Source organism: Actinomadura opuntiae, assembly GCF_030283205.1.
In the GTDB taxonomy this organism is placed as follows: Bacteria; Actinomycetota; Actinomycetes; order Streptosporangiales; family Streptosporangiaceae; genus Spirillospora.
On the sequence record NZ_JASNWF010000020.1, the window covers coordinates 143512 to 164402 of the forward strand.

A 20891-nucleotide genomic window follows, 5' to 3' on the forward strand; every position below is an offset into this window, starting at 1 on the left:
TACGAGGAGGTCACGGTGGGGGAGGAGCTCCCCGAGCTGCCCATCCCGCTGACCCGTACGATGATCGTCGCGACGGCCATCGCGAGCCGCGACTACCAGGACGTCCACCACGACCCGGCGCTCGCCGAGGAGCGCGGCTCCAGGGACGTCTTCATGAACATCCTGACCACCAACGGGCTCGTCGACCGATACGTCACGTCCTGGGCCGGGCCCGAGGCCGAGGTGAAGGCGATCAGGATCCGGCTCGGCGCGCCCAACTACCCGGGCGACACGATGGTGCTGACGGGCACCGTCTCCGCCAAGCACGACGAGGACCGCCGCGTCGAGATCGCCGTCCGCGGCGTCAACGCGCTCGGCCCGCACGTGACCGGAACGGTCGTCGTCCGACTGCAGGGAGGTGGCGCGTGAGCGTCCTGCCCGGGGCCGCCGCGATCGCCGGCATCGGCGCCACCGAGTTCTCCAAGGAGTCCGGCCGCAGCGAGCTGCAACTCGCCTGCGAGGCGGTGCTCGCCGCGATCACCGACGCCGGACTGGAGCCGTCCGACGTCGACGGCCTGGTGACGTTCACCGCCGACACCAGCAGCGAGATCCACATCGCCCGCAACCTCGGCATCGGCGAGCTGACGTTCTTCTCCCGCGTCGGGTACGGCGGCGGCGCCGCCTGCGGCACCGTCCAGCAGGCCGCGATGGCCGTCGCGACCGGCGTCGCCGACGTCGTCGTCTGCTACCGGGCGTTCAACGAGCGGTCCGGCGAGCGCTACGGCCTCGGCCAGGCGGGCCGCCCGATGGACGTCAGCGCCGACCGCGCCGCCTACTCGTGGATGACCCCGTTCGGGCTGTCGACCCCGGCCCAGTGGGTCGCCATGTTCGCCCGCCGGTACATGCACGAGTACGGCGCGACCAGCGAGGACTTCGGCCGCGTCGCCGTCGTCGACCGCGCCCACGCCGCCACCAACCCCAAGGCCTGGTTCTACGAGCGGCCGATCACCCTCGAAGAGCACCAGGCGTCCCGCTGGATCGCCGAACCCCTGCACCTGCTGGACTGCTGCCAGGAGAGCGACGGCGGCCAGGCCCTCGTCGTCGTGTCCGCGCAGCGCGCCCGCCACCTCCCGCACCGTCCCGCCCTGATCTGGGGCGCCGCGCAGGGCTCGGGCAACGACCAGCACATGATGACGAGCTACTACCGCTCCGAGATCTCCGGCATCCCCGAGATGGGGCTGGTCGGACGCCAGCTCTACGCGCAGGCGAGCCTGACGCCCGCCGACATCCAGGCCGCGATCCTCTACGACCACTTCACGCCGCTCGTCCTGCCGCAGTTGGAGGAGCTCGGCTTCTGCGCCAAGGGCGAGGCCAAGGACTTCATCGCCGACGGCAACCTCTCGCTGACCGGCCGCCTGCCGTTCAACACCCACGGCGGCCAGCTCGGCGAGGCCTACATCCACGGCATGAACGGCATCGCCGAGGCCGTCCGGCTGCTGCGCGGCACCTCGGTGAACCAGCCGGGGGACGTCCACAACGTCCTGGTCACCGCCGGAACCGGCGTCCCGACCAGCGGCCTGATCCTGGGAGCCGACCAGTGAGCGAATGGGAGGGCCGCGCCCTCGGCACCCGCACCGTCTCCTACGACGAGACGCGCCCCATCCTCTACGCGCTCGCCGTCGGCGCCCACGCCACCGACCTCGACCTGGTCTTCGAGGAGAAGCTGCGCGTCCTGCCGACCTTCGCGCTGACGCTCGCGCAGTGGGCGCCGGACGCCCTCGGCTCCGCCGGAGCGTTCGACGTTCGCACGGCGGTGCACGGGACGCAGCGCCTCCGCGTCCTCCGGGAGCTTCCGCGCTCGGGGACGGTGGAGATGTCGGCGCACGTCTCGAACGTCTGGGACAAGGGCCGCGCCGCCGTCTTCGACGTCACGGTGACCAGCGACTACTTCGAGGCGACCTGGTCGCTGTTCGCCCCGGGCTGCGGCGGCTTCGGCGGCGAGCGCGGTCCGTCGGCGCGGCCCCGCCCGTCCACGGCACCTGATCTGTCCCTGGCCGTCCAGACCAACCCGGATCAGGCGGCGCTCTACCGGCTGCTGGGCGACCGCCACCACATGCACATCGACCCGTCGGCCGCGCAGGCCGCGGGCATGCCCCGCCCGTTCATGCACGGCCTGTGCACCCTGGCGGCGGTGACCCTGCCTCTCGCCACGGAGGTCGGCGCCCACCCCGCCGATCTGAAGGAACTTGAAGCCCGCTTCGCGTCCCCGGTCTTCCCCGGCGACGAACTCGCCGTCGAAGCCTGGAAAACCGACGACACGGTCACCTTCGAGGCCTCGGTGGACGCCACGAAGGTCCTCTCCGCCGCCCACGCCCGCTTCACCTGACCCGGCCGCCTCGCCCCGGATCCTCCCTCGCACCGCCGGTCTCCTCACCGGTGGTGCGGGCCGGCGTGGTGCGCCGAGGGAAGAGGAAGGCGAGCAGGCACGCCAGCGCCACGGCGGCGAGGCTGAACGCCAGGGCCAGCTGCACCGCGTCCGTGTAGTCGCGAGCGAGTGCGGACCTTCCGGTGGCGGGGTCGTCCGCGCTGCCGCCAAGGGAACCGACATCCGGACCGTCAAACGCGCCGGCATCGTCCTCGGAACACGGCCCTGAACCCGGCGGCCGGGTTCAGAAATGGGTGCCGCCGTCGATGCGGACCTCGGTGCCGGTGATGAAGGCGCCGTCCTCGGAGGCGAGCATCGCGACGACGCCCGCCACCGACTCGGGGCCGGCGAACCCCTTCCCGAGCGCGGGGGACAGCTTCACGAACAGGCCCAGGTCGGCGTCCTCGGGCAGGCCGGGGCCCCGGCTCTGCCTGCTCTCGCCCGAACCGTCCGTCATGCCGGACGAGATCGAGCCGGGCTGGACGGCCGTGAACCGGATGCCCTGCTTCGCGTACTCGGCGGCCAGGGCGTGCGTCATCGACTGGATGCCGCCCTTGCTCGCCGCGTAGGCCGCCATGTAGGGGTGCGCGAACATCGCGGAGGTCGAACTGAAGTTGACCACCGCCGGTGCCGTGCCCTCCAGCAGCGCCGGGATCGCCTCGCGGATCATCAGGAACGTGCCGGTCAGGTTGACCGCGATCACCTTGGTGAAGTCGGCGAGGGACGTCTCGTGCGTGTGCGAGGACCGCAGGATGCCGGCCGCGTTGACCAGGACGTCCAGGCCGCCGAGGGCCGAGAGGGCGGAGGCGGCGGCCCGCACGGACGCCTCGTCCGCGACGTCCACGATCACCGTGCTCAGACGCTCGGCATGGGCGCCCGCCTTGGCCACGGTGTCCTTAAGGCCTGGCTCGCTGACGTCGGCGGCGACCACGTCCCCGCCCTCGGCGAGGATGCGCAGCACCGTGGCCTGACCGATGCCCGAGCCTCCGCCCGTGACGAGCACCCGGCGTCCGTTGTAGCGGTCCATATCGTTCTCCGATGCTTTATGGGAAGCAGGCTCTGTCCACGGTACGTCAAAGTGGCACGTTTTGTCAGAGCGGCTTTCCATGCCTGATCGGCTCTGCCGGACGTAGGCTTCCCTCCATGAGCCGCCCCAGGACGCGACAGGACCGGACGCCCTCGCTGACCGAGCGCCGCAAGGCCGCGACACAGCTCGACATCGCCCGCGCGGCCGCCGAACTGTTCGCCGACAAGGGGCCCGACGCCACCACCGCCGAGGAGATCGCGGACCGGGCTGGAGTCGCGCTGCGCACGTTCTACCGGTACTTCCGCAACAAGCAGGACGCGGTCGGACCGCTGCTGTCGTCCGGTGGTGACCGCTGGCGCGCCCTGCTCGCCGAGACCGCCCCGGACGTCGGCCTGGCCGAGGCATTGGAGTCCGCGGCGGTCGCCTCCCTCACCACGCAGGGCGAAGCGGAGGCGGAGGCTCTCCGCTGGACGCGCGGCCTGCTGCGCGCGGCCCAGAACGACCCCGCCCTACGAGCCGTCTGGGCCCGCGTGAACCACGAGTCAGAGCTACGCCTGCTCCCCGTCCTGACCAGGCTGGCCGGCCCGGACGCGGACCCCCTGGAAATCCGCCTGGTCGCCGCCGCAGCGACCAGCGCGATCCGCGTCTCCCTGGAGGCCTGGGCCGCAACGGACGCCGACTCGGCCGAATCCCCGGCCCACCTGGTCGTCCGCTGCCTACACACCCTGACAAGCGGCCTCCCCCTCCTCACCCCAGACCGTTAAGGCACGTCGCTCCCATCACGGCCGAGTACGAGAGAACCACGACCCTCAGCCGGTAACACGCGTGTCAACAACCTGTTGAAGTATGTGTATTTCCGGATGGGTATTTCGTCGTATTCGCGCCAAGATTTTCGCAGTTCCGGCCGGACGGACGGCCGATCAGTCCACGCGTAAGGGCGTGATGCCGGCGTGCTCGACTTTCGGGCCGCGTCCGCTTTCGTTCGCGTCCGTCGGTATCACGTGCCACTGCGTTGAATCCCCCGAAGGGAAGGACCGACTGTGAAGATCGAACGACTCGTTGCCGCCACCGCCGCGGCGGCGGCGCTGAGCGTGCTCCCGGCCTCTGCGGCTTTCGCCAGTTCCGCCCGTGGGCCCGACCCCCACCGCAACAAGCCGAGCCCGTCCAAGAAGGTGAACGACCACAAACACCGTGTGCACCCTCGCGTCGGCTGTGGAGGCGGTGACGGCACCCTGGGCTGGGGTGGCTGGGGGTCGGTCGCGTTCCCCGGCTACGTGGAGTACGACGGCAACGTCTACAACTCCTGCCGCAGTGGGACCGTCTACCTGTATCTGCATTACAAGAACTTCGGCAGCAGCGCGCACAACAAGCAGATAGGAAAGGCCGGCGCGCGGCAGAACCACAAAGTGCACTTCCACGACAGCAGCCACTTCAGCACCTACTCGCAGATCGAGATCACCGCGTGCGAGAGCTACAAGGGCTGGCACTGCGGCGTCCCGATCCACGTGTAAGTCAGCCGGCTTCGTGTACCTGGATCTCGGCGGCTCGGACGGCCGGGTGCACCAGCACCTGGTCGCGGGTGTCCCAGCCGCTCGGCCAGTCGAACCGGCCGGTCCGCCGGCCGGGCCGGGCCTGCGCCCGCCAGGTCACCTCCGGTAACTCCCGCACGATGTACCTGAGGCGGGAGAGCGCGTCGTCGGGTGCGACCTCTGAGAGGTCGGTCAGGTCCAGCCGGCATCGGGCGAACCAGATGCCCCGCTGTCCCTCCTCCAGCGATGCGTCCTCGGTCAACGAGACGCCCATCGTCTCCAGCACCTGCACCAATATGTCGTGGGCCTGGCGCAGGCCGTCGCCCTCGATCGCGAACCCGGCCGTCGCCGTCCAGCCGGCGGACGGCGACGGCCCCGGCGTCTGCCCGGCCCACTCCCGTCCCGCCAGCACCCGGTAGAGGAACTCGCGGGAGACTCCGAGGCGGTGGGCCATGAACGGCGTCAGCCCGCGCTCCCCCCGCAGCCGGGCCTCGTGGCGGCGCACCGCGTCCCCGAGCGCGACCCGGGCGGTGTCGGACCGCGCCACCGCCGCGCGGTAGCGCAGATTGGCCGCGGCGATATCGGGGAACCGGGTCAGTCCCTGCCGTTCCACCTGCTCGGCGAACCGTTCGGCCTCGACGGCGAAGGCCTCGCCGGCATCGACCAGATCAGGCAAGCGCTGCAGGGCGTAGTTCTCCTCTTCCCGGATCGCCAGCAGGACACCGGCCTCGCCGCCGTCAACGAGGACCGCGTCATAGAACGTCCGCAGCACGCCGTTGAGGTCGGTGCCCGGGCGGTCGGCCACCTCCACCCTGGCCACGCGATTGCCGTGCTCGGACGCGAACACCCACCACGCCTGCTCGCGGTCGAGGACCGCGCGGGCTTCGTGCTCGTCGGCGACCTCGTAGACCGACGCCTCGGGCTGGGCGTCCACCCACGCGTACCACCGGTCGCCGTGCCGGACGACGTGGTACCCCTGATCCCCCCACGCCCAGGAGTCGGTGGCGTGCTCGCGCGGGTCGATGTCCGGCGGCGGATCCAGTGGCTCCACGGCTTCCCTCCCGAGTGTTGTGAAGTTCAGTTCACAGTAGTTCGGTTCACGGGCCAGAGCAAGAGTGACCGAGGTGAGCCGGGCTCGGTCACACCGGTGGGATTGGGAGGAGGGCGGCGAGGGTGGTGGTGGCTTGGAGGAGGGCTTTGGAGCGGGTTTCTATGGCCGCGTCTCGGGCGGTGAGGGTGGTCATGACGGTGTTGCGGTGGTGGGCGTCGCGCAGGTGCGGCATCAGGGCCTTGAGGGGGGCGATGCGGTGGCCGGCCATGCGGAGTTGCTGGACGATCCGGGCGTCCCGGACGTCGGCGGGGGCGTAGCGGCGGGCTCCGCGCGGGGTGGTCCGGCGGGGGACGACGAGGCCCTCGGCGTCCCAGTGGCGCAGGGTCGAGGTCCGGACGCCGAGGGCGGCGGCGAGTTCGGAGATGGTCAGGGAGTCGGACGGGCGGACGTCCTCGATGGGCTCCGCCGTGATCGCCTCGGCGGCCCGCCTGGCCAGGGCGAGGTCGCGGCGCTCGGTGGCGAGGCGGGCGTGCGCGGCGTCCAGCAGGGCGAGCAGGTCGGAACCGGGGTACGCGTGGGCGGCGCGCATGATCCTTTTGGCCTCGACGGGACCGGTGCCGGCGGCGAAGGCCCGGTACGCCACGGCGGAATGGACGTGGGCCTCGGTGTAGCGCCGGTAGCCCGAAGGGCTGCGCGCCGCAGGGGGCAGCACGCCGTCGCGTTCGAGGTTGCGCACCTGCTGGACGGAGTACCCCGCGCGGCGCGCGACGTCGACCGTGCGAAGAGCGGATTGGAGACTTGCCACCCCTCTAGCTTGTGGTCTGCGTGCTCAAGTCTCCACAAACACTTGAATGTGACGCTGGAACGCATGGGCATCGACGAGATCATCGAGGTTGTGGACGGGTTCGAGGGCGTGCTGGTCCTGCGGCCGCAAGAGGGCGACGGTTCGCCCGAGATCGCCTGGGGCGACGCGTTCTTCTACTACGCGCCGGACGGGAACGTCCCGAAGACGACGCAGCCGTTCGCGACGATCGTGACCAAGGACTACCCCGGCGACGAGGGGTCGCGGCTCGATCGGCCCGGCGCGTTCCGGGTGAACATCGCCGCCGGGAAGGACGCCTCCGCGCGGTGGGCGGCACAAACGGACCCGAGCGCGGAGGACGTCCTGATGGCGCACCCGGTCTACGGGAACGCGGGGTGGCTGGCCGTGGTGAATCCCGGGAAGCGAACCGGGACGGTCGTCCTGGAGCTGCTTCGTACGGCCCATGAGCTGGCCCGCGCACGTTACGAGCGGCGTTCCGCCTGAGCGGTTCCGGCCGGCGGGCGCGGTCAGTGGCGGCGGGTGAGGAGGAGGTGGACGAGGCAGAGGGCGGCCAGGGCGGTGCAGGCGGCGAGGGCCGCCGTGGCGCCCAGGGGAAGGAGGGCGCCGCCGAGGACGGTGCCGAGGCCGATCCCGGCGTAGAGGGCGGAGGCGTTCAGGCCGACGACCACGGCGGTCTCCTGCGGGGCGGCGTTGATGAGGCGGACCTGCTGGGCCGGGGTCTGGAACCAGGTGGTCGCGCCCCAGGCGATCATCAGGGCGGCGGTGAGGGGGAGCCAGTCCGTGCGCGCGGCGGCGGCCCAGGTGAAGAGGGCGAGCGTCGCGGTGAGGGCGGTGTAGCCGACGGCCTGGACGCGGATGGGGCCGTGCCGGTCGACGCGCGTGCCCGCGACGAGGTTGCCCGCGACGGCGCCGGCGCCGTAGAGGAACAGCAGCCAGGGCTCGGCGCTTTCACCGGCGCCGAGCGTCCGCATGATCGGGACGGCGTACGCGTACAGCCCGTACCCGGCGGCCATGCCCAGCACGGTCAGGGGCAGGACGGCAACGACGCCGGGGCGGCGCAGGGCGGCGAGCCGCTGGCGGAGCGGGATGCGGGGGCCGCCGGGGAGCGCGGGCATCGCGGCGAACACGCCCGCGGCGGCAACGGCGCACAGGGCCGCGACCAGCGCGAGCGCGGCGTGCCAGTCGAGGGCCCGGGCGGCGAGGTTGCCGAGCGGGACGCCCAGGGCGGTGGCGACGGTGAGGCCGCCGATGACGACGGCCAGGGCGCGGGCGCGCTGGGCCGGGGCGACGAGCGCGGAGGCGACCGCCCCGGCGTTCGGGGTGAAGGCCGCCGCGCCGGACGCGGCCGCGATGCGCGACGCCATCAGCAGTGCGAAGTTCGGCGCCAGCGCGGAGCCGAGATTGGCGGCGGCCAGCACCGCGAGGGCGCCGACCAGCAGCGCGCGGCGGGGGACGCGGGCGAGGACGGTCGCGAGGACCGGTGACAGGACGGCGTAGGTGACCGCGAACGCCGTCGCCGACTGCCCGGCGGTCCCCTCGGAGACGTGCAGCGAGGACGCCATCTCGGGCAGGAAGCCCGCGACGACGTAGGCGTCCGTCCCGACGGCGAAGGTGCCGAGGGCCAGGACGAGGGTCGAGCGCAGGCCGCGCGGGGCGATCTCCGGCGGGGCCGGCCGGTCCACTGAGCGATGTATCGGGGTATTCAACGTCCCTGTTTCTCCCACAAGAAGGGCCCGGGCGCGTCCGGGCCGGAAAGGGTCAGTCGGCGAGGCGGCCGTAGTTGCGGCGGGTGCGGGCGGCGCCCTCGGGGGCGTCCTCCATCAGGTCGGCGATGGTGCGGCCGGCCAGTTCGCGGCGCCAGGCCAGTTCGGCGCGGCGCATCATGGCGGAGATGCCGCAGGGGCCGTCGAACTCGCGGCCGGCGTCGCGCCCGCCGATCCCGCGCTGCCGGATCTCGGTGCAGCGGAACGGTTCGAGCGGCCCTTCGAGCGCGGTGACGACCTCCATCACCGTGATCTTCTCGGGCGGCCGGGCGAGCGACCAGCCGCCCCGCACCCCCGGGCTCGAGGTCAGGATCCCGGCGCGGGCGAGCGGCTGGAGGCGCTTCTTGAGGTACTCCTGCGGCAGGTCGAACCAGGCGGCCAGCCGCCGGATCGACACCGGCGCCCGGTCGTCCAGCCAGCCCAGCGTCACGCAGCAGTGCAGCCCCCACTCGACGCCCTCGCCCATCCGCATGAACCGGGACTATACATGTCCCCGTTTGTCCCCGCGAGCCCCAGGGAGGCGATGGGGGCCGCTGGCCGCGGGGGCGGCGCGGTGGGTACCGGTGAGCGGGACGCTCTGGCCGATTTCGAGTGACCGGGGCCACTATGGGCTGTCATGGGCGAGCTGACGATTCCGGCGGTGTTGGCACGGGCGGCGAAGGCGTATCCGGACGCCGAGGCCGTGGTGGACGGGGACGTCCGGGTGACGTTCGCGCAGTTGCGGGACCGCGTGCGGGAGGCGACCGCGGCGTTCGCCGGAGCCGGGATCGAGCCCGGCGACCGGATCGCGATCTGGGCGCCGAACGGGCTGCCGTGGATCGTCACCGTGCTCGGCGCCATGGGCGCGGGCGCGACGCTCGTCCCGCTCAACACCCGCTACAAGGGCGACGAGGCGCGCTGGCCGCTGACCCGCGCCCGCGTGAAGATGCTGTTCGTCGCCGACGGGTTCCTCGGCATCGACTACCCCGGCATGCTCGGGGTCGACGCGACCGGCGCGTACCCGGGCCTGCCCGACCTGGAGGCCGTCGTCACCTTCAACGGGGACGAGCGGCCGGGCGTGACGTCGTGGCCGGCGTTCGTCGGCAAGGCCGTGCCGCCGGAGGAGGCGGACGCGCGGGCCGCCGCCGTCCGCCCGGGCGACGTCGCCGACATCCTGTTCACGTCCGGCACCACCGGACGGCCCAAGGGCGTGATGTGCACGCACGAGCAGAACGTCCGGACGTTCGAGGCGTGGGCGGCGCGGACCGGCGTGCACGCCGGCGACCGCTACCTGATCGTGAACCCGATGTTCCACTCGTTCGGCTACAAGGCCGGCGTGCTGGCGTGCGTGCTGAAGGGCGCCACGATGGTGCTCCAGCCGGTGTTCGAGGTCGCGGAGACGCTGCGGATCATCGAGGCGGAGCGGATCACGGTGCTGCCCGGCCCGCCGACGATCTACACCACGCTGCTGGACGCCCCCGGCCGCGGCGACCGCGACCTGTCCTCGCTGCGGCTGGCGGTGACCGGCGCCGCCGACGTCCCGGTCGCGCTCGTCCGGCGGATCCGCGAGGAGCTGTTCCCGCAGGTCGTCACCGCCTACGGGCTGACGGAGTGCACCGGCACGGTGACCGCCTGCTCGGTGGACGACGATGACGAGACGATCGCGACGACCTGCGGCCGGCCCATCGACGACGTCGAAGTGAAGATCGTCGACGACAAGGGGGCCGAGGTCCCGGCGGGCGCCGACGGCGAGGTCCTCGTCCGCGGCTACAACGTGATGAGCGGCTACCTCGACGACCCGGAGGCGACCGCCGAGACGATCCGCGACGGCTGGCTCGACACCGGCGACCGGGGACGCCTGGACGAGCGCGGCAACCTGTCGATCACCGGCCGGTCCAAGGAGATGTTCGTCGTCGGCGGCTTCAACGTGTACCCGGCGGAGGTCGAGGACGTCCTGGCCCGGCACGACGCGGTCGCCGAGTCCGGCGTCGTCGGGGTCCCGGACGCCCGGATGGGCGAGGTCGGCCGCGCCTACGTCCGGCTGCGCCCCGGCCGCACCGCGACCGCCGACGAGCTGGTCGCGCACTGCCGCGAGCGGCTCGCGAACTTCAAGGTCCCCCGGGAGGTCGTCTTCGTGGACGACCTCCCGAAGACCGCGTCCGGCAAGGTCCGCCGCGTCGAGCTCAAAGAGCAGGCCGGCGCCTAGAGGGCGGCGGCGACGCGGGCGCGGTGGTGGGCGGGGGTGCCCCAGGCCGAGTACAGGGCGCGGGCCTTGCGGATCCACAGCGACGGGTCGTACTCGTCGGTGTAGCCGATGGCGGCGTGCACCTGCAGCGCCGTCTTCGCCGCGAGGTAGGAGGCGTCGGACGCGGCGACCTTCGCGGCGGACGCGTCCCGCGCGAAGTCGTCCGTCCCGTACGACAGCGCCGCGCCGTAGACGAGCGGCCGCGCGAACTCCAGCTCCACCAGCGCGGTGGCGAGGTGGTGCTTGACGGCCTGGTACTCGCCGATCGGGTGCCCGAACTGCTGCCGCGTCTTGGCGTACTCGACCGACACGTCCAGCAGGGCGCGGCCGAGGCCGATCTGCTGCGCGGCGCACAGCATCACGCCGAGGTCGGTGAGGCCGGACGGCTCGCCGTCCACCTTGAACAGGCGGCGCGCCGGGTCCAGGGACGCGACGCGCTCGCCGGCCTGCACGGCGGTGCCGTCGGTGGTGATGACGAGGTCGGCGGCGTCGGCGTCCAGCGCGTGCGGGACGGCGACCGACACCAGCGCCTCGCCCTCGGCGATCCTCGCCAGCAGGTCGCCGTCGGTCAGGACCTCGGCGGCGGCGAGCGTCTCGACGTACGGGCCGGGCGCGGCGGCGCGGCCCAGCTCCTCCATCGCCACGGCCAGCTCGACCGGCAGCGGCCCGATGCCGCCGTGCTCCTCCGGCACGGCCAGCGCGAACACGCCCGCCTCGGCGGCCTGCGCCCACAGCGCCCGGCCCGGCGCCGCGTCGCCCGCCGCCCACGCCCGGACGGCCTTCGCAGTCTGCGCGCCGGCCAGCAGCCGGCGCAGCGTCTCACCGAACATCCGCTGCTCGGCGGAGAGGACGAACTTCACCGGGACCCCCTCGGCAGGCCGAGCAGCCGCTCGGCGATTACGTTGCGCTGGATCTCGTTGGTGCCCGCGTAGATCGGGCCGGCCAGGGAGAACACGTAGCCCTCCAGCCAGTCGGAGTCGAGCTCGCCGTCCGGGCCGAGCAGGTCCAGGGCCGTCTCGTGCAGCGCCACGTCCAGCTCCGACCAGAAGACCTTGTTGAGGCTGGACTCGGCACCGATGTCGTCGTCCCGCGAGATCGTCTCGAAGCCCTTCAGCCGGTACGCGCGGGACCGGATCCACGCGTCGGCGACCCGGTCGCGCAGCGCGGTGTCGGACGGGTCGGCGCGCTCCTTCCACAGCTCGACGAGCCGCTCGGTCGCGGCGGTGAACCGGCCGGGGCTGCGCAGCGTGAGGCCGCGCTCGTTGCCGGCGGTGCTCATCGCGACCCGCCAGCCGTCGCCGGGCGCGCCGATGACGTCCTCGTCCGGGACGAAGACCCCGTCCAGGAACAGCTCGGCGAACGCGGGCTTGCCGTCGAGGCGGCCGATCGGTCGGACCGTCACGCCCTCGGCGTCCAGCGGGAACATCAGGTACGTCAGGCCCTTGTGCCGCGACGACTCCGGGTCGGAGCGGAACAGCCCGAAGCCCCGGTCGGCGAACGCGGCCCGCGAGCTCCACGTCTTCTGGCCGTCCAGCAGCCAGCCGCCGTCGGTGCGGGTCGCGGTGGAGCGCAGCGCCGCGAGGTCGCTGCCCGCGCCGGGCTCCGACCACGCCTGCGCCCAGATCACCTCGCCGGCGGCCATCGGCGGCAGGATCCGCGCGAGCTGCTCGGGCGTGCCGTGCTTGAGCAGCGTCGGCGCCAGCAGGTTGATGCCGTTCTGGCTGACCCGGCCCGGCGCGTTCGCCGCGTAGTACTCCTCCTCGAAGATCAGCCACTGGAGGACGGAGACGCCGCGCCCCCCGTACTCCTCCGGCCACGACACGACGCCCAGCCGCGCCTCGCCGAGCCGGCGCTCCCAGTCGCGGTGGAGCGCGAAGCCCTCCTCGGTCTCCAGCGACGGCAGCGGCTCGGCCGGCGCGTTCGCGCGCAGCCACTCCCGCACCTCGGCGCGGAACGCCTCGTCCGCCGCCCCGAACTCAAGATCCATGCGGTGCCTCCTCCAGGGCCCTCGTCACTGCCGGACCGCCTTTTTTCTAACAACTGTTTGGTAGGGTAACGGGCCGCGCGCACCGCCCCCGCCACCGCCTCCCGACCAGCGGGACGGCCCGCGGGCCGGTGCCGCCGAATCCCGTTCTGGGGGCATCCGGTAAGAAGGTGCCGTGCCCGCACTGAGGCTGGACGCGGCGGTCCCGCCGCCCGAGCTGGACGGCCTGCGCCGGGACGTCCGCGCCTTCCTCGCCGAGGAGATCGCCGCCGGACGGATCGTGCCGCACGCCGACAACTGGCTGGCCGGCTGGGATCCGGCGTTCAGCCGGCGGCTCGGCGAGCGCGGCTGGATCGGGATGACGTTCCCGCGCGCCTACGGCGGGAGCGAGGCCGGATCGCTCGCCCGGTTCGCCGTCACCGAGGAGCTGCTGGCGGCCGGGGCGCCGGTCGCCGCGCACTGGATCGCCGACCGGCAGTCCGGGCCGTCGCTGCTGAAGTTCGGCACCGAGGAGCAGCGCCGCGCCTACCTGCCCGGCATCGCGCGCGGCGAGACGTCCTTCGCGATCGGCATGTCCGAGCCCGACTCCGGCTCCGACCTGGCGTCCGTCCGGACCCGGGCCGAGCGCGCGGACGGCGGCTGGGTCGTCAACGGCGCCAAGGTGTGGACGAGCGGCGCCCACCTCGCCGACGCCATGATCGCGCTGGTGCGGACCGGACCGGCCGGGCAGAGCCGGCACGAGGGCCTCACCCAGCTGATCGTCGACCTGCGCTCGCCCGGCCTGCAGATCCGCCCGATCCGGCTGCTGACCGGCGAGCACCACTTCAACGAGGTCGTCCTCACCGACGTGTTCGTGCCCGACGGCCGGGTGCTCGGCACGGTCGGCGACGGCTGGCGGCAGGTGACCAGCGAGCTGTCGTTCGAGCGCAGCGGGCCCGAGCGGATCCTCAGCACGTTCCCGCTGCTCGCGGCCGTCGCCGGGCGGCTCGCCGAACGCGGCGCCGACGCCGCCGACCGCGCCCGCATCGGGATGCTCGTCGCGCGGCTGTGGGCGCTGCGGCAGATGTCCCTCGCGGTCGCCGCGCGGCTCGCCGCCGGGGACGCGCCCGCCATTGAGGCCGCCGTCGTCAAGGACCTCGGCACCCGGTTCGAGGGCGCGCTGACCGAGACCGTCCGGCTGCTGGTCCGCGTCGAACCCGATCTCGCGTCGTCCGACCCGCTCGCCCAGCTGCTGGCCCAGTCGGTGCTCCACGGCCCCGGGTTCACGCTGCGCGGCGGGACGAACGAGATCCTGCGCGGCGTCGTCGCCAAAGCAATCCTGGCCGGAGGAGGGGAGGCGCGGTGAACGACGTCGTCGAAGCGCTGGTGTCCACGGTGGACGCGGTGTGCGCCCGGTACGCCGACCCCGAGCAGACCTGGAACCCGCGCCTGTGGGACGAGCTGGAAAAGGTCGGCGTGACGCTGCTGCCGGTGCCGGAGGAGCGCGGCGGCGCCGGAGCCGACCTCGCCACCGCGGCCGAGGTGCTGCGCGCGCTGGGACGGCACGCGGCGGCCGTCCCGCTGGCGGAGACCGCACTGCTGGCCGGATGGCTGCTCGCCGACGTCGGCGCCGACGTCCCGTCCGGGCCGCTGACCGCCGCGCTCGCCGGGCCCGACGTCGCGCTCCGGCAGGACGGCGACGGGTGGAGGCTGTCGGGCACGCTGCCGCGCGTCCCGTGGGCCCGGCACGCGGAGGGCATCGCGGTGCTGGTGGGCGGTCAGGTCGCCTACGTCCCGCGCGGCGGCTTCGAGATCGACGACGGCGCGAATCTCGCGGGCGAGCCGCGCGACACCGTCCACCTGCGCGACGCCGCGCCCGCACACGTGCTCGCCTCGGCGGCGACCGCGCAGGCGTTCCGGGAACGCGGAGCGCTCGGACGGACGGCGCTGATGGCCGGGGCGATGGAGACCGCGACCGGTCTCGCGCTCCGCTACGCGGGCGAGCGCGTCCAGTTCGGACGGCCGCTGGCGAAGTTCCAGGCCGTCCAGCAGCACCTCGCCGAGATGGCGGGCGAGACGCTGATGGCGCGGGTCGCGGCGCAGGCGGCGGCCGCGGAGGGCACCGGTCTCGCCGTCGCGGCGGCGAAGGCGGCGGTGAGCGAGGCCGCCGGGACCGTGTGCCGGCTCGCGCACCAGGTCCACGGCGCGATCGGGTTCACCGACGAGCACGGCCTCCGGCACGCCACCACGCGGCTGTGGGCCTGGCGCGACGAGTGCGGCAACGAGGCCGAATGGGGCGAGGCCGTCGGCGGCCGGGCCCTCGACGCGGGCGCCGGCGGCCTGTGGCCCCTCATCACGGACGGCGGCGCCTAGGGGACGCGGGCGACGCCGCAGAACGCGTCGACCTCGTCGGGCTCGCCGAACGGCAGCGCCTCGGGCCGCCACCGCGACACCGGCACCACGCCGGGCTCCACCAGCTCCAGGCCGTCGAAGTACGCGGTGATCCGCTCCGGTGAGCGCAGGTTGTAGGCGACGCCGCCGGCCTCCACGTACCGGGCGATCGCGCGGACGCGGGCCGTCTCGTCGGGCCTCTCGGCCTGCTCGCCGTCCCCGTCCCCGTCCCCGTCCCCGTCCCCGTCGCCACCGCCGCCGAAGACGTTCGTGCCGTCGTTGATGACGACGTAGCTGCCCGGCGCGAGCGCGTCCACCAGCTGCGCGAGGATCGCCTCCGGGTCCTCCTCGTCGGTGACGTGGCCGAGGATGCCGAGCAGCAGCAGCCCCACCGGCTCGCCGAAGTCGAGGGTGTCGGCCGCCTTCGCCAGGATCGCGCCGGGCTCGCGGATGTCGGCGTCGATGTAGGAGGTCACGCCCGCCGGAGTCGAGGTCAGCAGCGCCCGGGCGTGCGCCAGCACCAGCGGATCGTTGTCGACGTACACGATCCGGGACTCGGGCGCGACGCGCTGCGCGACCTCGTGGGTGTTGTCGACGGTGGGCAGCCCGGTGCCGATGTCCAGGAACTGCCGGATGCCCGCCTCGCCCGCCAGGAAGCGCACCGCCCGGCCGAGGAACGCGCGCGAGTGCCGGGCGATGTCCACCTGGCCGGGGAAGATCCGCACGAACGCGTCACCGACCTCCCGGTCGATCGGGTAGTTCTCCTTGCCGTCCAGCCAGTAGTTCCAGATCCGCGCCGAATGCGGGACGGACGAGTCGATCTCCGGGTGCTCGGGCATGGGCGCTCCGTCGGATGGGGAAGACCGTCGCCCGCCAGTCTCGCCGCGATGCCGCACCCGCCGCCCCCGTTGGCCAAGATCGGCCGAGGGGGCCCGTCACTCCGTCCGCGGCGCGGCGTCGGGCGCGCTGCCGGGCGCGGTGTCGGTGAGGGCGGCCGCGGCGCGCTGGAGCGCGACCGCGCGGGCGTCGTCCGGCTCGGGCTCGGGACGCATGCCGCGCAGCAGCAGTTGGACGGTGAGGACGGTCAGCGGCAGCCCGGTCCGCTCCGTGGCGCCGGCGGCGCGGGCCATCGCGGCCTCGCGCTGCCCGGCGGCGACCGTGGCGTGCACCAGCACCGCCGCCAGCGACTCGGCGGGCTCCCCGGCCGTGATCTCGCCCCGCCGCTGCCCGGCCTCCAGGACCTCGCTCAGCGCGAGCACGGGGTCCGGGACGTCCTCGCCGAGATGGTCGGACAGGCGCTCGGGCCGGTCGGCGATGCCGCGCATGATCGCGTCGCGCAGCGGGCCGGGCGCCGGCGCCGTGCGGCGCAGGGCCGTGAAGGCGTTGCCGACGATCACGCCGGTCCGCGCGCCGCTCGCCAGGCCCGTGCGGCAGGCGTCGGCGAACGCCGCGCAGGCGGCGGTCGCGGCCTCCAGGACCACGTCGTCCTTGCTGGGGAAGTAGGTGAAGAACGTGCCCCAGCTGACGCCCGCGGTGGCCGGGCTGGACGGCGGCGGTCGCCCTGCTGGTCGCGGCGAACGCGGTGCTGCCGAACGCGAGCCTGGTCGCCCTCGGCTACGCGGTCGGGCGGATCCCCGCCGCTGCCGCCGCGCACCTGCACGGCGCCCCCGGACGGGCGCTCGCCGTCGCGCTGCTGGTCGCGGGCCTGCTGTACGCGGCGACGCTGCTGACCGGCCCCTACCAGGAGTGGCTCGGCGCCTGCGTGAAGGCGCGCCTGGTGGACGACCTGCAGAGCCGTCTCATGGCGGCCGTCAGCGGGCCCGTCGGCGTCGCGCACCTGGAGGACCCGCAGATCCAGGACCGGCTCGAACTGGCCAAGGGCAAGCTGACCGGCCACGTGCCGGCGGACGCGCCGGTCGCGCTCGCCTCGGCCGCCGGGTCCCGGCTCGCCGGGATCGCGGCGTGCGCGGTGCTCGCCACCTTCCGGTGGTGGCTCGGCCTCGCGCTGCTGGCCGTCTGGCTGCTGATCCGGCGCCCGCTCCGGACGATCATCCTCGCGCAGATCGTCGGGTTCCGGACGAAGGCCGAGGTGCTGCGGCGCGCCTGGTACTTCCTGTACCTGGCGATCCGTCCGGCCGCCGCGAAGGAGCTGCGCGTCTTCGGCCTCGGCGACTGGACGATCGACCGCTACCGCGAGCACTGGGCGGAGGGCATGGCGACGACCCGGGAGAGCTACGCCCGGCTCAGCCGCCGCGCCTACCTGCTCGCCGGCGCGGTCCTCGCCGTCTACCTCGTCGCGTGCGGCACCCTCGCGTACGCGGCGCTGCACCACCAGATCGGGCTGCGCGAACTGTCGGTCATGCTGCCGCTCCTGCCCGCCACCATGTACGCGGGCACGGTCACCACCGGCGACATCTCCGCCGAGTGGATGGTCTCCGCCCTGCCCGACCAGGCCGCGCTGGAGGCGCGCCTGCACGCCGCCCGCGAAGAGTTGAGCGGTGGACGGGACCCGGCCGGCCTGCCCGAGCGCGGCATCCGGCTGGAGGGCGTCCGCTTCGCCTACCCCGGCGGCGAGCCCGTCCTGGACGGCCTCGACCTCGACATCCCGGCTGGACGCTCCACCGCGATCGTCGGCGTGAACGGCGCCGGCAAGACCACGCTGGTCAAGCTGCTCGCCCGCATGCACGACCCGACCGGCGGGACCATCACCGTGGACGGCGTCCCGCTCCGCGACCTGGACGCGGCGGGCTGGCAGCGCCGGTTCGCCGCCGTGTTCCAGGACTTCAACCGCTATCCGCTGACGCTCGGCGAGAACATCGCGCTCGGCGCCGTCGAGCACGCCGGGGACGAGGACGGCCGCGCCCGCGCCGCCGAACGCGCCGGCGCCCTCGGGCTCGCCGAGGAGGTCGGCTGGGACACCGTCCTGTCCCGCCAGTACGCGGGCGGAACGGACCTGTCGGACGGGCAGTGGCAGCGCGTCGCCCTCGCCCGCGCGCTGTTCGCCGTGGAGCACGGCGCGAAGGTGCTCGTCCTGGACGAGCCGACCGCATGGCTGGACGTCCGCGCCGAGGCCGCGTTCTTCGACCGGTTCCTCGACCTCACCCGCGGCCTGACGTCCATCGTCATCTCGCACCGCTTCTCGACCGTGCGCCGCGCCGACCGGATCTGCGTGCTGGACGGCGGCCGCCTCGCCGAGCAGGGCGGCCACGACGAGCTGATGGCGCTCGGCGGGATCTACGCGGAGATGTTCCGCCTCCAGGCCGCCCGCTTCCACGCCCCGGAGGAGGACGCATGACGACGATCCGCCGCACGTTCCGCGTCCTGGTCGCCGACGGGTTCCGGGCGGCGCCGCGCCCGATGGCCGTCGCCGCGCTGACCACCCTCGCGACGGCGCTCACGCAGGTCACCTACCCGATCGGCATCCGCACGATGATCGACGCGCTGGCGCGGCACGACGTGTCCGGCGAGATCGCCGGGACGGTCGCCGTCGCCGTGCTGTTCACCCTGTCCTGGACGCTGATGATCGTGTCGGCGGGGCGGCTGATCGCGCTGACCGACGAGGTGTCGGTGTGGCTGTCGGCCCGGATCGCCGCGCTCGTCAACGCCGTCCCCGGCCTGGAGCACTTCGAGCGGCCCGACTACCTCACCGAGCTGGAACGGCTCGAACGGCGCCGCCCGATGCTCGCCGCCGGGCCCCGGCAGGCGCTCACCCTCGCGTCCGTCGCCGTCCGGACGGCCGGGATCGCCATCCTGCTGGCGACCGTGTACCGGCCGCTCGCGCTGCTCCCGCTCGCCGGGCTGCCGCCCTACCTCGCCGACAAGCGGTCCGTGAAGCTGCGCGAGCGCGCCGAGTCCGCCGTCGCGGACGAGCGGCGGCTCGCCGGGGAGCTGTTCGAGCTGGCCGCGACCGCCGGGCCCGCCAAGGAGCTGCGGACCTACGGCCTCGGGCCCGAGCTGCGCGCCCGGCACGACCGGCTCAGCGCCACAGCCCGCCGCGCGACCGTCCGCGCCGCGTCCGCCGGCGCGCTGTGGAGCGCGCTCGGCTGGTTCCTGTACGCCGCCGCCTTCTCCGGCGCGATCGCGCTCATCGCGGTCCGGGCCGCGCGCGGCGACGCGTCGGCGGGCCAGGTCGTGCTGGCGGTCAGCCTGCTGCGGCGCGCGCAGCTCACCGTGTCGCAGGCGTCCAACGCCATCGGGCAGACCGTCACCACGGCGTCCGCCGCGCAGAGCCTGCTGTGGCTGGAGGACCACGCGGCCGCGCAGCGCACCCCGGGTGCGCCCGCCCCCGACCGGCTCGACCACGGCATCACGCTGGAGAACGTCGCGTTCACCTACCCCGGCGCCGGCGCGCCCGTCCTGCGCGAGGTGGACCTCACCCTGCCCGCCGGCGGCACCGTGGCGCTGATCGGCGAGAACGGCGCCGGCAAGACCACGCTGGTCAAGCTGCTGACCGGCATGTATCCGCCGACGAGCGGGCGGATCCTGCTGGACGGCGCCGACCTGGCGGCCGTCGACCGCACCGCGTGGCGCGCCCGCACGTCCGCCGCCTTCCAGGACTTCGTGAAGTGGAACCTGCTCGCGGGCGAGGCCGTCGGCATCGGCGACCTGCCCCGCCTCGGCGACGAGGACGCCGTCCGCACCGCCCTCGACCGCGCCGCCGGGACCGGCGTCGTCGACGAGCTGCCGTCCGGCCTCGACACCCCGCTCGGGAAGTCGTTCCAGGGCGGCGCCGACCTGTCCGGCGGGCAGTGGCAGAAGCTCGCCCTCGGCCGCGCGATGATGCGCGACCGCCCGCTGCTGCTCGTCCTGGACGAGCCCACCGCGAGCCTCGACGCGCCCACTGAGGACGCGCTGTTCCGCCGCTACCTCGACGCCGCCCGCCGCACCGCCGCCGGAACCGGCGCGATCACGATCCTGGTGTCGCACCGCTTCTCGACCGTCCGGATGGCCGACCTCATCGTCGTCATGGACGGCGGCCGGGTCGTCCAGGCCGGCGACCACGCCGCGCTCCTCGCCGAGGGCGGCCTCTACGCCGAGCTGTTCGAGCTCCAGGCCCGCGCGTATCTCTAGGCCCCGTCAACTCTCTAGGCCCCGTCAACGCAGCCGGACGCCGACGAGCTTGGCGAGCAGCCGGTCGACCTGCTGCTCCAGCGGCTCCCACGGCAGGTTCGGCTCGTTGACGCGCATCGAGACCGCGCCGTGCACGGCCGCGCGCAGGTCGAGCGAGACGGCCGCCGCGTCGCCGGCGGGCGCCAGGCCCTCGTCCATGCACCGCTGGACGGCCGCCGTGGTGCGCTTGCCCAGCGCCATCTTGAACGAGGTGTCGTGCCGCTGGTTGACGGCGCTCTCGTGCAGCACCTTGTAGAGGCCCGGGTGCTCGTGCGACCAGGCGCCCATCACATGCACGCGCGCGCGCAGGCCGCCCACCGGGTCGCCGGCGGCGTCCTCGGCCTCGTCGGCGGCCCGGACCAGGTCGGCGTGGCTGCGCTCCATCGCCGCGAGGACCAGCGCGTCCCGGTCGGCGAAGTGCAGGTAGACCGACGTCGCCGCGATGCCGATCTCCCGGGCCACCGCGCGCAGCGACAGCGCCTCGTCGTCGCCGAGCTCGTCCAGCAGCCGCAGCGCCGTCGTGACGATCTCCTCGCGCAGCCGTTCGCCCTGGCCGCGCCGGTTCCGCCCGCGCGAGGGCCGCGTCGTTCCCATGCCCGGCATTCTA

General features: G+C 73.8%; 22 protein-coding genes. 11 read left to right on the forward strand and 11 right to left on the reverse strand.

The window, feature by feature from the left end:
• The first annotated feature begins 15 nt into the window (after nt 1-15).
• The 3 genes from QP089_RS36390 to QP089_RS36400 are packed head-to-tail and all read left to right on the forward strand — an operon-like array spanning nt 16 to nt 2365.
• Nucleotides 16-408, forward strand: coding sequence for a MaoC family dehydratase (locus tag QP089_RS36390; protein ID WP_285918103.1), 393 nt, complete (start codon nt 16-18; stop codon nt 406-408).
• Nucleotides 405-1580 (forward strand): lipid-transfer protein, encoded by a 1176-nt coding sequence (locus QP089_RS36395; protein WP_285918104.1) that lies wholly within the window; start codon nt 405-407, stop codon nt 1578-1580. Before QP089_RS36390 ends, QP089_RS36395 begins: the two co-directional genes overlap by 4 nt.
• Nucleotides 1577-2365: a MaoC/PaaZ C-terminal domain-containing protein gene (locus QP089_RS36400; RefSeq protein WP_285918106.1), complete on the forward strand. Its 789-nt coding sequence runs from the start codon at nt 1577-1579 to the stop codon at nt 2363-2365. The genes QP089_RS36395 and QP089_RS36400 overlap by 4 nt, the downstream gene beginning before the upstream one ends.
• Here QP089_RS36400 and QP089_RS36405 read toward each other — a convergent pair.
• Entirely contained in the window at nt 2358-2510 is a 153-nt protein-coding gene (locus QP089_RS36405; protein ID WP_285918108.1) for a hypothetical protein, read from the reverse strand. The genes QP089_RS36400 and QP089_RS36405 overlap by 8 nt on opposite strands.
• Before the next feature lie 138 nt (nt 2511-2648).
• Nucleotides 2649-3431 carry an SDR family NAD(P)-dependent oxidoreductase gene (locus QP089_RS36410; RefSeq protein ID WP_285918110.1) on the reverse strand — a complete coding sequence of 261 codons (783 nt, stop codon included), beginning with the start codon at nt 3429-3431 and terminating at the stop codon, nt 2649-2651.
• A gap of 116 nt (nt 3432-3547) precedes the next feature.
• Between QP089_RS36410 and QP089_RS36415 the strand changes: the two genes are divergently transcribed.
• Together QP089_RS36415 and QP089_RS36420 are read left to right on the forward strand one after the other, a co-directional pair.
• Nucleotides 3548-4195: a TetR family transcriptional regulator gene (locus QP089_RS36415; protein WP_285918112.1), complete on the forward strand. Its 648-nt coding sequence runs from the start codon at nt 3548-3550 to the stop codon at nt 4193-4195.
• Between the two features lie 276 nt (nt 4196-4471).
• Nucleotides 4472-4942, forward strand: a complete 471-nt coding sequence (locus tag QP089_RS36420) for a hypothetical protein (RefSeq protein WP_285918114.1) — start codon at nt 4472-4474, stop codon at nt 4940-4942.
• Between the two features lies 1 nt (nt 4943).
• On the opposite strand, the gene QP089_RS36425 is transcribed toward QP089_RS36420, so the two are convergent.
• Entirely contained in the window at nt 4944-6011 is a 1068-nt protein-coding gene (locus QP089_RS36425) for a hypothetical protein (protein WP_285918116.1), read from the reverse strand.
• A gap of 88 nt (nt 6012-6099) precedes the next feature.
• A complete protein-coding gene (locus QP089_RS36430; RefSeq protein WP_285918117.1) occupies nt 6100-6816 on the reverse strand; it encodes a MerR family transcriptional regulator in 717 nt (238 codons plus the stop codon).
• Between the two features lie 63 nt (nt 6817-6879).
• On the opposite strand from QP089_RS36430, the gene QP089_RS36435 reads away from it, so the two are divergent.
• Nucleotides 6880-7317, forward strand: a complete 438-nt coding sequence (locus QP089_RS36435) for a DUF6194 family protein (RefSeq protein WP_285918119.1) — start codon at nt 6880-6882, stop codon at nt 7315-7317.
• Between the two features lie 23 nt (nt 7318-7340).
• Here the strand turns inward: QP089_RS36435 and QP089_RS36440 are convergent, their stop codons facing one another.
• Complete coding sequence (locus tag QP089_RS36440; RefSeq protein WP_285918121.1) at nt 7341-8516, reverse strand: MFS transporter; 1176 nt, start codon at nt 8514-8516, stop codon at nt 7341-7343.
• Nucleotides 8517-8592: 76 nt separating this feature from the next.
• On the reverse strand, nt 8593-9069 hold the full coding sequence (locus tag QP089_RS36445; protein WP_285918123.1) for an RrF2 family transcriptional regulator: 477 nt from the start codon (nt 9067-9069) through the stop codon (nt 8593-8595).
• Nucleotides 9070-9213: 144 nt separating this feature from the next.
• On the opposite strand from QP089_RS36445, the gene QP089_RS36450 reads away from it, so the two are divergent.
• The gene (locus QP089_RS36450; protein WP_285918125.1) at nt 9214-10782 is read left to right on the forward strand and encodes a FadD3 family acyl-CoA ligase; all 1569 of its coding nucleotides are present in this window, start codon (nt 9214-9216) and stop codon (nt 10780-10782) included.
• On the opposite strand, the gene QP089_RS36455 is transcribed toward QP089_RS36450, so the two are convergent.
• Nucleotides 10779-11681: an acyl-CoA dehydrogenase family protein gene (locus QP089_RS36455; RefSeq protein ID WP_285918126.1), complete on the reverse strand. Its 903-nt coding sequence runs from the start codon at nt 11679-11681 to the stop codon at nt 10779-10781. The two genes, QP089_RS36450 and QP089_RS36455, sit on opposite strands and share 4 nt — an antisense overlap.
• Complete coding sequence (locus QP089_RS36460; RefSeq protein WP_285918128.1) at nt 11678-12808, reverse strand: acyl-CoA dehydrogenase family protein; 1131 nt, start codon at nt 12806-12808, stop codon at nt 11678-11680. Before QP089_RS36460 ends, QP089_RS36455 begins: the two co-directional genes overlap by 4 nt.
• A gap of 172 nt (nt 12809-12980) precedes the next feature.
• On the opposite strand from QP089_RS36460, the gene QP089_RS36465 reads away from it, so the two are divergent.
• Both QP089_RS36465 and QP089_RS36470 read left to right on the forward strand, forming a co-directional pair.
• Nucleotides 12981-14150, forward strand: coding sequence for an acyl-CoA dehydrogenase family protein (locus QP089_RS36465; protein WP_285918129.1), 1170 nt, complete (start codon nt 12981-12983; stop codon nt 14148-14150).
• Nucleotides 14147-15157 (forward strand): acyl-CoA dehydrogenase family protein, encoded by a 1011-nt coding sequence (locus QP089_RS36470; protein ID WP_285918130.1) that lies wholly within the window; start codon nt 14147-14149, stop codon nt 15155-15157. The genes QP089_RS36465 and QP089_RS36470 overlap by 4 nt, the downstream gene beginning before the upstream one ends.
• On the opposite strand, the gene QP089_RS36475 is transcribed toward QP089_RS36470, so the two are convergent.
• Entirely contained in the window at nt 15154-16014 is an 861-nt protein-coding gene (locus QP089_RS36475; protein ID WP_285918132.1) for an SAM-dependent methyltransferase, read from the reverse strand. The two genes, QP089_RS36470 and QP089_RS36475, sit on opposite strands and share 4 nt — an antisense overlap.
• A gap of 96 nt (nt 16015-16110) precedes the next feature.
• Nucleotides 16111-16656 carry a hypothetical protein gene (locus tag QP089_RS36480; RefSeq protein ID WP_285918134.1) on the reverse strand — a complete coding sequence of 182 codons (546 nt, stop codon included), beginning with the start codon at nt 16654-16656 and terminating at the stop codon, nt 16111-16113.
• A gap of 101 nt (nt 16657-16757) precedes the next feature.
• Between QP089_RS36480 and QP089_RS36485 the strand changes: the two genes are divergently transcribed.
• Together QP089_RS36485 and QP089_RS36490 are read left to right on the forward strand one after the other, a co-directional pair.
• Complete coding sequence (locus QP089_RS36485; RefSeq protein ID WP_285918135.1) at nt 16758-18470, forward strand: ABC transporter ATP-binding protein; 1713 nt, start codon at nt 16758-16760, stop codon at nt 18468-18470.
• The gene (locus tag QP089_RS36490) at nt 18467-20245 is read left to right on the forward strand and encodes an ABC transporter ATP-binding protein (protein WP_285918137.1); all 1779 of its coding nucleotides are present in this window, start codon (nt 18467-18469) and stop codon (nt 20243-20245) included. Before QP089_RS36485 ends, QP089_RS36490 begins: the two co-directional genes overlap by 4 nt.
• A gap of 24 nt (nt 20246-20269) precedes the next feature.
• Here QP089_RS36490 and QP089_RS36495 read toward each other — a convergent pair whose 3' ends face one another.
• Entirely contained in the window at nt 20270-20878 is a 609-nt protein-coding gene (locus QP089_RS36495; protein ID WP_285918139.1) for a TetR/AcrR family transcriptional regulator, read from the reverse strand.
• Nucleotides 20879-20891: the final 13 nt, after the last annotated feature.

What these genes read in the sequence shown, in the direction of transcription:
- QP089_RS36490 (WP_285918137.1), top strand. Translation starts at nt 18,467, where the DNA reads ATGACGACGATCCGCCGCACGTTCCGCGTCCTGGTCGCCGACGGGTTC.
- QP089_RS36435 (WP_285918119.1), top strand. Translation starts at nt 6,880, where the DNA reads ATGGGCATCGACGAGATCATCGAGGTTGTGGACGGGTTCGAGGGCGTG.
- QP089_RS36460 (WP_285918128.1), bottom strand. Translation starts at nt 12,808, where the DNA reads ATGGATCTTGAGTTCGGGGCGGCGGACGAGGCGTTCCGCGCCGAGGTG.
- QP089_RS36415 (WP_285918112.1), top strand. Translation starts at nt 3,548, where the DNA reads ATGAGCCGCCCCAGGACGCGACAGGACCGGACGCCCTCGCTGACCGAG.
- QP089_RS36445 (WP_285918123.1), bottom strand. Translation starts at nt 9,069, where the DNA reads ATGCGGATGGGCGAGGGCGTCGAGTGGGGGCTGCACTGCTGCGTGACG.
- QP089_RS36450 (WP_285918125.1), top strand. Translation starts at nt 9,214, where the DNA reads ATGGGCGAGCTGACGATTCCGGCGGTGTTGGCACGGGCGGCGAAGGCG.
- QP089_RS36495 (WP_285918139.1), bottom strand. Translation starts at nt 20,878, where the DNA reads ATGGGAACGACGCGGCCCTCGCGCGGGCGGAACCGGCGCGGCCAGGGC.
- QP089_RS36410 (WP_285918110.1), bottom strand. Translation starts at nt 3,431, where the DNA reads ATGGACCGCTACAACGGACGCCGGGTGCTCGTCACGGGCGGAGGCTCG.
- QP089_RS36475 (WP_285918132.1), bottom strand. Translation starts at nt 16,014, where the DNA reads ATGCCCGAGCACCCGGAGATCGACTCGTCCGTCCCGCATTCGGCGCGG.